We start from the raw sequence: 12683 nt of genomic DNA, 5'->3' as shown, positions 1-12683 counted from the left end.
GGACTTCTTGGGGCTGATGGTCGGGGCCATCGGGTGCTTGCCGAGGAAGACCCCCGCGGCGTAGCCGCCGACGTCGGAGGCGACCGTCGCCACGATGAAGGCCACGATGCGCCAGGGACCGTCCGTCTCGACCAGCATGAGCATGACGAAGACGCCCATGAGGTGCAGGTAGGACAGGCAGAACACCCCGGCGCTCGCGTCACGGACGAACCCGTCCGCACCGTCGGAGAGTCGCCACACGAGCGTGCCGATGACGGTCAGCGCCATCGCGACCGCGGCGGTCTCCATGCCGCCGTAGTACGCGCCGACGAGCATCAGCGTTCCACCGGTGAGCACCGGCAGGAACGGCACCTTGATGCCGGCGGTCCCGAGGGCCCGGGCGAGCTCCCACAGGCCGACGCCGAGCGCGAGCACGACGACCGCCACGAACACGTCCTTGAACAGGAACAGCGAGACGACGACCATCGCGCCGAGACCGGCGCCCACGGCCGAGGGGCCGAAGCCGCCGTCGGCGGCGAGGAGCAGACCGGCCACGACGGCGTACAACGAGGCGGTCCAGGAGACCGCGACCGCCGCCTCCGGCTCGCCCTGGACCCGGGAGAGCACGACGGAGCCGGCGAGCAGCGTTGCGGCGACGAGGGCGGCGGCGGTGCCGGCGAGGGTGGAGTCGGTCTGCAGCAGCAGGCTGCCCGCGCCGAGGACGAGCAGCAGGCCCGCGGCTCCCAGCGCCGTACGCCGGCCCGAGGCCGGCGACCAGGGCCGCAGGTCGCGCTCCACGACGTCGGTCATCGCCTCGACCACGTCGTCGTAGACCCGGGGCGGCTCGGCGTCCACGCCGGCGCTCACGGTGAGCAGCGCCCCGTCCTCGACGCCCTGCAGCACCAGGCCGGCGTCGCCGGCGAGCCGGCGCCCGTCGGGGCCGGTGACGGTGTAGCCGCCGTGGACCGTGAGCGGGTCGAGCAGCCCCACGCTGCGGGCCAGCTCGGGCACCAGCTCGGCCACGGGGACCGCACCGGGGAGCACCAGGTCGACGCGCCGGCTCCCGGAGGCCACGGTGACCCGGACCAGGCCGGACAGGGGCGCGGGGCCGGCGCTGGGGGGCGCGGTGCTCATGGGTGGTCCTCCCGAGAGGGGTTGCCGGGGGTGGGGATCGGGGTCAGGGGCGGTGTGGTGCCGGGCTCCTACCCACGTCGAAGCGGCCCGTCCCCCCGGTCTGGACCGGGAGGGCGGGCCGACTCACGCGGGTGCGGCTCAGCCGCCGAAGAGGGCCGCGCCGCGCTGGTCGGCGGAGCGGTAGTCCTGGTTGGCGGTGGAGACCGCCACGCTGGTCTTGGCCAGCAGGTCCTTCATCTCGTTGATCGCCTGGTCCCACTGGGCCTTGGCCTGGGTGTAGGCCTGCTGGGCCGAGCCGGACCAGCCCGAGCCCTTGAGCTCCTTGAGGTCGTCCTCGAGGCGGTTCATCCGGTCCTCGATGGCCTTGACCCCGTTGGCCAGGTCGCCGGCCCCGATGTCGAGGCCGCCGTGGTTGACGCTGATGCCGTCGAACATGTCTGTCTCCTTCTCCTGTCCTGGCCCGGTCAGCGACCGTTGGGCAGGGCGCCCAGCGAGTTCTGGAGGGCGGTCATCGAGGACTGCTGCGCGTCGTCGGTCGACACGTTGTCCTTCTCGGTGGTGATGAGGTTCTGCTCGAACTCGTTGAGCGCGCTCACGATCTTCTGCTGCTTCTCGTTCCACGCCATCGCCAGCGTCTGGAACGCCGTCGAGCCCTGCCCGCCCCACTGGCTGCGGAGGGTCTCGACGTTGGTCATGAGCTGCTTGGAGATGCCGTCGAACTCCGCCTTGGCGTCGGCGACGAGTCCAGCGGCCCGCGACAGGGTCTTCTCGCCCTGTCCGTAGTCGGCTGCTGCCATGGGAACTGCTCCTTCCTCGGAGGCGACCCCGTCGCCCGAGATGTGGGTGTCGTCCGTCCCGCGGTGACCGGCGCGCCCCTGCGGGCCCGGCGCTGCGCGACGTCAGGGCGTGTACCCGGGTCTTTGCCCGCTAAACCAGCGCCTGCCCCGGCTGTGGAGAACCCCGACGGCCCCGTCGACGAGCGGTCGAGGAGCGGTCGACGAGCGGCCGCCGGACGGTCAGGCGGACGGTCAGGCGGATGCTCAGACGTCGGGGACGTTCTCCCACAGCAGCCGGAAGAGCCCGGTCGCCGGCACCAGCGCCGCCAGCGCGAACGCGCCCGCCAGCCCCTCGAGGACCTCCGCGCGGCGCGACCACCAGGCCGAGCGCCAGCCCCTGCCCGTGGCCACCGCGGCGGCCACCAGCGCGAGCCCGACGGCCACCGCGCTCGCGCCGACGAGCAGTCCGGCACCGGCCTGCAACGAGGCGGCCAGGTCGAGCAGGAGCGCCACCCAGACGCCCAGCCCGGCGAGCCGGAGCAGCGCCCGGGCGGCGCGGTGGCGGTAGCTGCGGGCGGCCAGGAGGAGGGCGGCGCCGCCCAGCAGCACCAGCGCCCTCGCACCCACCACGTCGGGGGTGTGGACGACCGCGGCGAGCAGCGCCGGGGCCACCACGACGACCACGGCGAGCACCGCGGCGGACGCGGCGGTGACCACCACCGCGCCGCGCGAGGCCACCTCGTCGACGAGGGCCGGTGGCACGACCGTGCGCCCGCGCCGCCCGACGGGTCGCTCGCGCGCGGACCAGGCGTTGACCGAGAGCCGCTCCAGGTCCACCAGCAGCTGGTCGGGGACGTCCACGGCCAGGCCGGGCACGAAGCGAGGGGCCAGCACCGCGAGCACCAGCAGCACCGACCACACCACCGGGGCGGGGGCGCCGACCAGCGCCCCGAGCGTGGTGAGCACGAAGAGCGTGGCGCCGACGACGGTCCAGACGCGCAGTGCCTCGGACGGACCCGGCGCGAGCACCCGGGCCACGCCGGCCGCCACGGCGGAGACCAGCGCCACCACGCCCAGCAGCACCGGCCAGCGCTCGGGCACCGGCTCCCACACCACGGCGTACGCCGCTGCGCCGGCGTAGACCGGGGCCAGCAGGGCCCGGTGGGGGACCGAGCGGCCCGGCAGCGCCGCGACCAGCGCAGCGAGCACCAGGAGCGTCACGGTGGCGGTGCGTGCCCCGCCCTCGGACGCGGCTCCGGCCCAGCCCGCCAGCACGCCGAGCAGGGCGGCGAGCCCCAGCAGCAGGCCTCCCAGCAGGCCCGGTGCAGGTCCGGGCAGGGGGCCCGGGCCGACCCCGTCGGACGGGACGCCGGGTGGAGCGGGGAGCTCGGCCGAGGTCGCCAGCGCCCCCACCGGCGCCGGCTCGACCGCCACCAGCAGGGCGCCGGCACCGACCCCCGCCTCCTTCAGCGACCGCGAGGGGTCCAGCGGGCCGGTCGAGCCGCCCGCGAGGTCGGGGGCGACCGGGAGGCCGAGCTGCGCGGCGTACTCCGCCGCCACGTCGGCGACGGTCGCGCCGGCGGGGACCACGAGGTCGACCACGCCGCGGGGGCCGTGCACGCTGAGGGCGAGGACGTCGCCCGCACCTGCCGCCACTGCACCTCCCGATCGGTTTCGCCGCGCTGGGTGAAGGGTAGTCGCTCGCCGTGACGACGACCCTGCGCGGACAGCGCCTCGAGGCACCCGAGATGCCCTCGGGTGAGCTCCGACTCCAGGCGCCGCCGGAGCTCGACCGCTCCGAGGGCGCGTCGGGCGTCATGATGAACGCGATCCCGATGCTCGGCAGCCTCGGGTCGATCGTCCTGGTCGCCTCGATGGGCGCCGGCGGCGGGGGCGGTCGTTCCTACATCGCGGCGGGCATGTTCCTCTTCGCCACGCTCGGCTTCATCGTCGTGCAGATCGACCGGCAGCGGAAGCAGCGTGCGCAGTCGGTGACCGGCTCGCGCACCGAGTACCTCCGCTACCTCTCCTCGGTCCGGACGGTGGCCCGTGAGGCCGCCGCCCAGCAGCGCCGCGCGCTGACCTGGCAGCACCCCGAGCCCGGCTCGCTGCCCGCCCTGGCCGAGGAGCGCAGCCGGGTGTGGGAGCGCGGCGCCGGCGACCCGACCTTCCTCCACGTCCGGTACGGCGTGTGCAGCCAGGAGCTCGCGCTGCGGCTCGTCCCGCCCGAGAGCGCCCCCATCGACCAGGTCGACCCGGCCGCCGCGTCGGCCCTGCACCGGCTGCTGGTCGTGCACCGCAACCAGCCCGACCTGCCGGCCTCGCTCGACCTGCGCGCCTTCGACCGGATCGAGGTGTGCGGCTCCGAGACCTCCGCCCGCGGCCTCGCCCGGGCCCTGGTGTGCTCGGCCACCGCCTTCCACTCCCCCGACCAGCTCGTGGTGGCGGTGCTGGCCGGTGAGCGCCAGCTGGCGCACTGGGACTGGGTGAAGTGGCTGCCGCACGCCCACTCCGCGCGGGTCACCGACGCCGTCGGCCCCCGACGGATGGTGGCCACCTCCCTCGACGAGCTCGCCGACCTGCTGCCCCCCGACCTGGCCGACCGGCCCCGCTTCGGCGCCGACGAGCGTCCCGCGGTGCCGCACGTCCTGCTGCTGCTCGACGGCGCCGACCTCCCCCCGGGCAACCACGTCGTCCCGCCCGACGGGCTGCACGGCGTCACCGTCGTGGACCTGCCGTCCCGCTGGGACGAGCTCGAGGACGCCACCCGGCTGCGGCTGGCGATCCTCGACGACCCCGCCGCCGTCGCGAGCGCCCCGACCCCGGTCGCGACCGGGGACGCCCGAGCCAGCGGCACGGTCGCCCTCGAGGCGGTCCGGGTCCGTGAGCAGCCGGTGCGCGCCCGCGGCGACCAGTGCGACCTGGCGACCGCGGAGGCCTTCGCCCGGCGCGGCCGGCACGCGACCGGCTGCGGGTGCCGATCGGCGTCGGCGAGGGCGGCCTGCCGGCCCACCTGGACCTCAAGGAGTCCGCCCAGCAGGGCATGGGCCCGCACGGCCTCGTGATCGGCGCGACCGGCTCGGGCAAGTCGGAGTTCCTGCGCACGCTGGTGCTCGGGCTGGCGATGACGCACTCGCCCGAGCAGCTCAACATGGTGCTGGTCGACTTCAAGGGCGGCGCGACCTTCGCCGGGATGTCCGACATGCCGCACGTCTCGGCGGTCATCACCAACCTCTCCCAGGAGCTCACGCTCGTGGACCGCATGCAGGACGCGCTGTCCGGGGAGATGGTGCGTCGCCAGGAGCTGCTGCGCGAGGCCGGCAACTTCGCCTCGGTGCGCGACTACGAGAAGGCACGCACCGCCGGCGAGGACCTCGCCCCCCTGCCCTCCTTGTTCGTCGTGGTCGACGAGTTCTCCGAGATGCTCAGCGCCAAGCCGGAGTTCATCGACCTCTTCGTCGCCATCGGCCGCCTGGGCCGGTCGCTGGGCATCCACCTGCTGCTCGCCAGCCAGCGCCTGGAGGAGGGCCGGCTGCGCGGCCTGGAGTCGCACCTGTCCTACCGCGTGGGACTGCGCACCTTCAGCGCCCAGGAGTCCCGGGCCGTGCTCGGGGTGCCCGACGCCTACGAGCTGCCGGCCGTGCCCGGTCTGGGCTACCTCAAGCCCGACCCGACCACGATGCAGCGGTTCAAGGCCGCCTACGTCTCCGGGCCGCCCAGCGGCCGCGCTCCGGTGCGTCGCGACGAGGGCGGCCACGTCCGCGGCATCCTCCCCTTCACCGTCGCCTCGGTCCGCCCGCTCGAGCAGGAGCCCGACACCGCCCCCGAGCCGGTCGCCCCGCAGCCGGTCAGCGACACCTCGCTTCTCGACCTCGCCGTACGCCGGATGGCCGGTCGTGGCCCGGCCGCGCATCAGGTCTGGCTGCCGCCGCTGGAGGAGCCCGACACGCTCGACGGGCTGTTCGGCGACCTGGTCGAGGACCCGGCGCTGGGCCTGCACTCCCCGTCCTGGCGCGCCCTCGGCGGGCTCACCGTGCCGCTCGGCACGGTGGACCGTCCCCGCGAGCAGCGCCGCGACACCCTGACCGTCGACCTGTCCGGGGCCGCCGGTCACGTGGCGGTCGTGGGCGGCCCGCGCAGCGGCAAGTCGACGCTGCTGCGCACCATCGTGGCCAGCGCGTCGCTGGTGACGACGCCACAGGAGTCGCAGTTCTTCGTCCTCGACTTCGGCGGCGGCACGTTCGCTCCCCTGGCCGACTTCCCGCACGTCGCCGGTGTGGGCACCCGCTCCGAGCCCGACGTGGTCCGTCGCATCCTCGCCGAGGTCACCGGTGTGGTCGACCGGCGTGAGGCCTACTTCCGCGAGCAGGGCATCGACTCGATCGAGACCTACCGGGCACGGCGGCGCCGAGCCGCGGCCGACGACGGGTTCGGCGACGTGTTCCTCGTCGTCGACGGCTGGTCGACGCTGCGCGCCGACTTCGACGACCTGGAGATGGAGATCCAGCAGCTCGCCGGGCGCGGCCTCACCTTCGGCCTGCACGTCGTGGCGGGCGCGGCCCGCTGGTCGGACTTCCGCGCCGCCATGCGCGACGTCTTCGGCACCCGGCTCGAGCTGCGCCTCGGCGACCACATCGACTCCGAGATCGACCGCAGGCTCGCCGCGCTCGTGCCCACCGGCCGTCCGGGCCGCGGCCTCGTGCAGTCCAAGCTGCACTTCCTCGGCGCCCTTCCGCGCATCGACGCCGCCCCGACCGGCCACGACCTCGGCGACGGCGTCGAGGACCTCGTGCGGCGGGTGGGTGCCGCGTGGCGGGGGCCGGCCGGCCCGAAGCTGCGGCTGCTGCCCGAGCGCATCGACCTCGACGACGTACGCCGGATGGCCGGCGCGGGCGAGAGCGCCGGAGCGGACGAGCCGGCCGGCGGGCCGCTGCTCCTCGGCGTGGACGAGCGCGAGCTGGCCCCGCTGGGGCTGGACGTCGACGCCGAGCCGCACCTGCTGGTCCTCGGCGACGGCCAGTCGGGCAAGAGCGCCCTGCTCCGCGCCTACGTCCAGGAGGTCGCCCGCACCCGTGGTGCCGCCGAGGCACAGGTGGTGGTCGTCGACTACCGGCGCTCCCTGCTCGGCGAGGTCCCCGAGGGGCACCTCCTGCAGTACCTCACCTCCGCGCAGCAGGCGACGCCCGCGCTGCGCGACCTCGCGGCCTACCTCGAGCAGCGCATCCCCGGCCCCGACGTCACCCCCGAGCAGCTGCGCAGCCGGTCGTGGTGGCAGGGGGCGGAGGTGTTCGTGGTCGTCGACGACTACGACCTCGTCGCCACCCAGCAGAGCTCGCCGCTGGCGCCCCTGCAGCCGCTGCTGGCCCAGGCCCGCGACGTCGGCCTGCACGTGGTCGTGGCCCGTCGCTCCGGCGGTGCCTCACGTGCCCTCTACGAGCCGGTGATCCAGACCCTGCGCGACCTCGCGATGCCCGGCCTGCTGCTCTCCGGCAGCCCCGACGAGGGTCCGCTGCTCGGCACCCTGCGCCCCACGCCCCTGCCGCCCGGACGCGGCCGGCTGGTCACCCGCGACCGCGGGGTCGAGACCGTGCAGGTGGCGTGGAGCGAGCCCACCGTCTGAGCCCACCGTCTGAGCCCACCGTCTGAGCCCACCGTGTGAAGCGCTGGACTCAGACGTGCGTGTGCTCGCCGGGGCCCTTGACGCTCAGTGACGGCAGGTCGGCGAGGTTGTACGTCGCCTCGTAGGTGCGGCGGTAGCCGGTGTGCGCGACCCGCCAGCCCTCCGGCGTACGTACGTAGCGGTCCTCGTAGAACGCCGCACCCTCGAGCATGAACCCGAACGCGGCGACGAGGACCTTGTCCTGGAGGTACCACCGCGCGGTCGCGGTGTCGCCGTCGATGGTGATCTCGGGGTGGTGGACCTGGTGGAGGGTGATCATCCCCTCGCCGAGGTTGGTGCGCATGTAGTCGACCAGCGCGGCCCGGTCGGCGAACTCCAGCCCGTTGTAGTCCGCGGTGGCCTCGGGCAGGAAGCACGCCTCGAAGTCGTCCCACTGCTTGGTGTCCAGGGTGCGCAGGTAGCGGTACTTCAGCGCCTTGACGTCCTCGTGGTCGCGCCACTCCGAGGACGCGCCCGAGGTAGAACCTGTTCCAGTTTCACTCACGGCGGCAGCGTACGCCGCTTGTCCAGTCGCACCGTGCGAGCCGGTCGTCCCCACTGACCGATCCCCAGCCCACACAGGGATTGGAGCGATCCACATCACATGGCGCACAACATCCCCGTAACCCGGCGTCAACCTCCGCGCGATCTGGCGGGCGCAGGCTGAGAGCACTGATCAATCTCCAGGACCCGAGGAGCACACCATGGCCGACACCACCCCCGTCACCGCCAGCACCACCGCCAGCACCGCCAACACCACCGACCTCAAGACCGCCGCCGACAAGCTCGGCGAGCAGCGCGCGGCCCTGCGCCTGCGCCACTCCCAGCGCCTCACCGCGCTCATGGAGACCCGCCGCGACCTGCGCGGCGTGCACGCGCTGGCCGACTTCGTCGACGACTCGGTGCGCTGGAGCGCCTGACGCGCTCCGCTCCCTCCTCCTGAGCACCACCCCCACGACAGCCGCCCACCCCCTCCGGTGGGCGGCTGTCGACGTCCCGGCCCCCCACTAGACTCGCGGCCGTGATCTTCAAGCGGGTCGGCGACGGACGCCCCTACCCCGAGCACGGACTCTCGTCCGGGGACTGGGCCGCGCTGCCCCCGCGCCAGGTGCGCCTCGACGAGCTGGTCACCACCAAGGACACGCTCTGGCTCGGCACCCTGCTCGACGAGGACTCCACGTTCTACGGGGACCTCTTCGCCCACGTGGTGGACTGGCACGGCGAGCTCTACCTCGAGGACGGCCTGCACCGCGCGCTGCGTGCGGCGCTGCAGCAGCGCCCCGTCCTCCACGCCCGGGTCCTCGACCACGCCGCCCACGGGAAGCGCACCGCATGATCGACCTGCCTGCCGGTCTCCGCACCGCCCTGACGCTCGGCGTCCTGGCGGTCCTGCTCCTGGTGATGCTCGCCTGGGGCTGGTCCAACGCCACCGCGCCGCTGCCGGGCCGCGGGGAGGCGGAGGACTCCGGGGTCTGCGAGCCGTGGACGGTCGTGGAGGGCGAGCGCCTGGACGCCTCGCAGGTCGAGGTCACCATCCTCAACGCGGGCAGCCGCGAGGGCCTGGCCGGCGCCGTGATGGACGGCTTCGTCGAGCGCGGCTTCCGCGAGGGCACCAGCAGCAACGCCCCGCGCGACACCGAGGTCGCCAAGGTGCAGGTGTGGGCCGCGGACAAGCGCGACCCGGCCGTCGTGCTGGTGCGCAGCGTGCTGCCCAAGCCCTCGCCGGTCCGCGAGGCTCCGGTCGACCTCGTCGACCTGCCCGGCGTGGTCGTGGTCGTCGGCAACGACTTCGGCGACCTGCGTCCCGGCCGCTCGTCGGTCACCGCCAAGCAGGAGGGCGCGGCCTGCGCGCCGTGAGCCCCGCCCCTGGCCCCGCCCCCGGCCGCGGTGGGCTCAACGCACCGGACCGAGCCACTGGGCCAGTCGCCCGCCGCGACTGACCTGCCGCAGCCGCTTCTCGGTCTGCTCGCGCTGGCGGCGCGGGGTGACGACGAGCAGGTGGTCGCCGGCGTGCAGGACGGTACGCCGCTCGGGCACCAGCGTCTGGTCGTCTCGGATCACCAGCGACACCGACGCCCCCTGGGGCAGTCGCAGCTCGCCCACCTCGACCCCGTGCATCAGCGACCGCGGGCTGATCGTCACCTGCAGCAGGTCCGCGGCCACCCGCTCCAGCGGGGCCGCCTCGACATCGAGGTCGCGTGGCTCGGAGCGGCGCGCCACCCGCAGCACCCGTGCCGCCCACGGCAGCGTCGGACCGGTCAGCAGCGTGAACACCACGACCATCACGAAGACCAGGTCGAAGAGCCGCTCGCTGCCGTCGATCCCCTCGGCCATCGGGATCGTGGTGAGCACGATCGGCACCGCGCCGCGCAGCCCGGCCCAGGACAGGAAGGCCAGCTCGCGCCACGGCATCGGCTGCACCACGGCGCTCACCGCCACCGAGATCGGCCGCGCGACCAAGGTGAGGACCAGCCCGGCGGCCAGCGCCAGGCCCACCGTCGACAGGGTGATCCGGCCCGGGGAGAGCAGCAGGCCCAGCATGACGAACAGCCCGATCTGGGCCAGCCAGGCCACGCCCTCGGCGAAGGACCGGGTGGCGCCGCGGTGGGGCAGCTCGGAGTTCCCGAGCACCAGCGCAGCGACGTACACCGCAGCGAAGCCGGAGGCCTGGGCGGCCGCCGCAGCGCCGTAGGAGAGGAAGGTCAGCGACAGCACGGCGAGCGGGTACAGACCGGCCGTGGGCAACGCCGCCCGACGCATCAGCCAGGCACCGCCGACCCCGGCGGCCAGGCCCACGGCGACACCACCGAGGAGCTGGCCGACGACCATCGCCACGACCACACCGGGGTGGTGGTCGCTGACCGCGCCGGTCGAGACGAGGACGACCAGGACGACGGTGGGCGCGTCGTTGAGACCCGACTCGGCCTCGAGCGCCCCGGTCAGCCGCTTGGGCAGCGGCACGACCCGGAGCACCGAGAACACCGCCGCCGCGTCCGTGGGCGAGCACACCGCCCCGAGCAGCACCGCCAGCTGCCAGGGGAGGCCGAGGAGGTAGTGGCCGGCGACGGCGACGAGGGTCACCGACACGACGATGCCGAGGGTCGCCAGCGAGGCGCCGAGACGGATCGAGGAGCGCATCTGCCGCCAGTTGGTGGTCAGGCCGCCCTCGGCCAGGATCACCGCCAGGGCGGCGAACCCCAGCGCCTGGGTCAGCTCGGCGTCCGCGAACGGGATGCCCAGCCCGGCCTCGCCGAGGGCGACGCCCATGAGCAGGTAGATCAGCAGCGAGGGGAGCCCCGCGCGACTGGAGAGCCGGACGGCGAGGATCGCGAGCAGCGTGACCGCCGAGCCGATGAGCACGAACTCGTTGAGAGCCTGCACGTCGACGGTCATCTCGCCCCTGTCGTGGTGTCGTGGTCGGCGGGGTCCGATCCTATCGACGTACGCGCCCGCGCCACCCCGGCGCCGACGCGCTGGACAGGTGTCCGGCCAGTCGTTCCGGAAAAGTGGAACTTGTTCTAGATTTGGTGTCATGAGCGACACCAGCACCTCCGGCACCGCCGTCCCCGCCGCCCTGCCCGCCTCCGCCCTCGAGGGGGCCGAGCGCTTCGACGTCGTCGTGGTCGGCTTCGGCATCGCCGGCGGCAGCGCGGCCCTGGAGGCGGCCCGCGCCGGCGACCGGGTGCTGCTGCTCGAGCGTGCCGCGGTGCACGGCGGCACCTCGGCGATGTCGGGCGGCCACTTCTACCTCGGCGGCGGCACGCCGGTGCAGCAGGCCACGGGTCACGAGGACTCGGCCGAGGAGATGTACAAGTACCTCGTCGCGGTCTCCAAGGAGCCCGAGCACGACAAGATCCGCGCCTACTGCGACGGCTCGGTCGAGCACTTCGGCTGGCTGGAGGCCCTCGGTTTCGAGTTCGAGCGCTCCTACTACCCCGAGAAGGCCGTCATCCAGCCCGGCACCCAGGGGCTGATGTTCACCGGCAACGAGAAGGTCTGGCCCTACAAGGAGCAGGCCCGTCCGGCTCCCCGCGGCCACAAGGTCCCCGTCGCGGGGGACACCGAGGGCACCAAGATGGTGATGGACCTGCTCCGCGACCGGCTCGCCGAGGCCGGCGCCGAGGTGCGCTACGAGACCGGCGTGACCAACCTGGTCGCCGACGACTCCGGAGCGGTGGTGGGCGTGGCCTGGAAGTCGTTCGAGCGCAGCGGGGTGGTCGCCGCGGACGCGGTCGTCGTGGCCGCCGGCGGGTTCGTGATGAACCCCGACATGGTCGCCGCGCACACCCCCGCGCTCGGCTCGAAGCTCTTCACGCTCGGGTCGACGTACGACGACGGGCTGGGCATCCGGCTCGGCGAGTCCGTCGGCGCGGAGCTCAAGCACATGGACGAGCCGTTCATCACCGCGCCGGTCTACCCGCCGGCCTCGCTGCTGACCGGGATCATCGTCAACAAGCACGGGCAGCGGTTCGTGGCCGAGGACAGCTACCACTCGCGCACCTCCCAGCACGTGATGGAGCAGCCGGACTCCGCGGCGTACGTCATCGTCGACAGTGAGCACGGCGAGCTGACCAACTACTCCATGCTGGTGCCGATCATCGACGCCTACGACACCATCGCCGAGCTCGAGCAGGCGCTGGAGCTGCCGGAGGGCTCGGTCCAGGAGACCCTCGCGCGCTACAACGAGCACGCCGCGAAGGGCGAGGACCCCGACTTCCACAAGAGCAGGGAGTTCCTGGCGCCCCAGGACGCCGGCCCGTGGGCGGCCTTCGACCTGCGGCTGGGCAAGGCGATGTACGCCGGGTTCACCCTCGGCGGCATGCGCACCGACCTCGACGGCCGCGTCCAGCGCCCCGACGGCTCGGTCGTCACCGGGCTGTACGCCGCCGGCGCCTGCGCCTCCAACATCGCCCAGGACGGCAAGGGCTACTGCTCCGGCACCCAGCTCGGCGAGGGCTCGTTCTTCGGGCGCCGGGCCGGCCGGCACGCGGCGGGTGTGGCTGCCGGGCAAGGTTTGTCGGCCGGCCGATAGACCCTGCCACTGGCCCTGTCTGCCAGTCTGCGTGTGAGTCAGTCGCTCTGATCTAGGAGTGATCGACTTGCCCATCGAAGGTGTCTACAGCGTCGAGGAACGA

Annotated in this window: 12 protein-coding genes; 6 read left to right on the top strand and 6 right to left on the bottom strand. The window is 73.9% G+C overall.

All coding sequences use genetic code 11. The features are described 5' to 3' along the window. The 4 genes from A6R01_RS12075 to A6R01_RS12060 form a co-directional block, all read right to left on the bottom strand. Positions 1 to 1113: phosphatidate cytidylyltransferase (locus A6R01_RS12075; protein WP_292606180.1), on the bottom strand; the 1113-nt coding region annotated here is incomplete at its 3' end. 138 nt (positions 1114 to 1251) lie between these two features. After that, positions 1252 to 1548, bottom strand: a complete 297-nt coding sequence (locus tag A6R01_RS12070) for a WXG100 family type VII secretion target (RefSeq protein ID WP_292606178.1) — start codon at positions 1546 to 1548, stop codon at positions 1252 to 1254. A gap of 29 nt (positions 1549 to 1577) precedes the next feature. Then, complete coding sequence (locus A6R01_RS12065) at positions 1578 to 1910, bottom strand: WXG100 family type VII secretion target (protein ID WP_292606176.1); 333 nt, start codon at positions 1908 to 1910, stop codon at positions 1578 to 1580. 243 nt (positions 1911 to 2153) lie between these two features. After that, positions 2154 to 3545 (bottom strand): hypothetical protein, encoded by a 1392-nt coding sequence (locus A6R01_RS12060; protein ID WP_292606175.1) that lies wholly within the window; start codon positions 3543 to 3545, stop codon positions 2154 to 2156. A gap of 50 nt (positions 3546 to 3595) precedes the next feature. Between A6R01_RS12060 and A6R01_RS12055 the strand changes: the two genes are divergently transcribed. Both A6R01_RS12055 and eccCb read left to right on the top strand, forming a co-directional pair. Then, positions 3596 to 4954, top strand: a complete 1359-nt coding sequence (locus tag A6R01_RS12055; RefSeq protein WP_292606173.1) for a hypothetical protein — start codon at positions 3596 to 3598, stop codon at positions 4952 to 4954. Continuing rightward, a complete protein-coding gene (gene eccCb, locus A6R01_RS12050) occupies positions 4864 to 7509 on the top strand; it encodes a type VII secretion protein EccCb (RefSeq protein ID WP_292606171.1) in 2646 nt (881 codons plus the stop codon). The genes A6R01_RS12055 and eccCb overlap by 91 nt, the downstream gene beginning before the upstream one ends. 49 nt (positions 7510 to 7558) lie before the next feature. Here eccCb and A6R01_RS12045 read toward each other — a convergent pair whose 3' ends face one another. Continuing rightward, positions 7559 to 8053, bottom strand: coding sequence for a nuclear transport factor 2 family protein (locus A6R01_RS12045; protein WP_292606169.1), 495 nt, complete (start codon positions 8051 to 8053; stop codon positions 7559 to 7561). A 199-nt stretch (positions 8054 to 8252) separates the two neighbouring features. On the opposite strand from A6R01_RS12045, the gene A6R01_RS12040 reads away from it, so the two are divergent. From A6R01_RS12040 to A6R01_RS12030, 3 genes are all read left to right on the top strand, one after another. Further along, entirely contained in the window at positions 8253 to 8468 is a 216-nt protein-coding gene (locus A6R01_RS12040) for a hypothetical protein (RefSeq protein ID WP_292606167.1), read from the top strand. A gap of 101 nt (positions 8469 to 8569) precedes the next feature. Beyond that, entirely contained in the window at positions 8570 to 8884 is a 315-nt protein-coding gene (locus tag A6R01_RS12035; RefSeq protein WP_292606166.1) for a type II toxin-antitoxin system VapB family antitoxin, read from the top strand. After that, on the top strand, positions 8881 to 9405 hold the full coding sequence (locus tag A6R01_RS12030) for a LytR C-terminal domain-containing protein (protein ID WP_292606164.1): 525 nt from the start codon (positions 8881 to 8883) through the stop codon (positions 9403 to 9405). Before A6R01_RS12035 ends, A6R01_RS12030 begins: the two co-directional genes overlap by 4 nt. 36 nt (positions 9406 to 9441) lie before the next feature. On the opposite strand, the gene A6R01_RS12025 is transcribed toward A6R01_RS12030, so the two are convergent. Then, positions 9442 to 10941, bottom strand: a complete 1500-nt coding sequence (locus A6R01_RS12025) for a potassium/proton antiporter (RefSeq protein WP_292606162.1) — start codon at positions 10939 to 10941, stop codon at positions 9442 to 9444. Between the two features lie 139 nt (positions 10942 to 11080). Here A6R01_RS12025 and A6R01_RS12020 point away from each other — a divergent pair, with 139 nt between their 5' ends. Beyond that, positions 11081 to 12580 (top strand): FAD-binding protein, encoded by a 1500-nt coding sequence (locus A6R01_RS12020; protein ID WP_292606160.1) that lies wholly within the window; start codon positions 11081 to 11083, stop codon positions 12578 to 12580. Positions 12581 to 12683: the final 103 nt, after the last annotated feature.

The sequence above is a fragment of the Nocardioides sp. REDSEA-S30_B4 genome, from assembly GCF_001627265.1.
Classification (GTDB): domain Bacteria; phylum Actinomycetota; class Actinomycetes; order Propionibacteriales; family Nocardioidaceae; genus Nocardioides.
The sequence above is the reverse complement of the archived record's forward strand: the minus strand, read 5'-3'. Positions and strand labels throughout refer to the sequence as shown.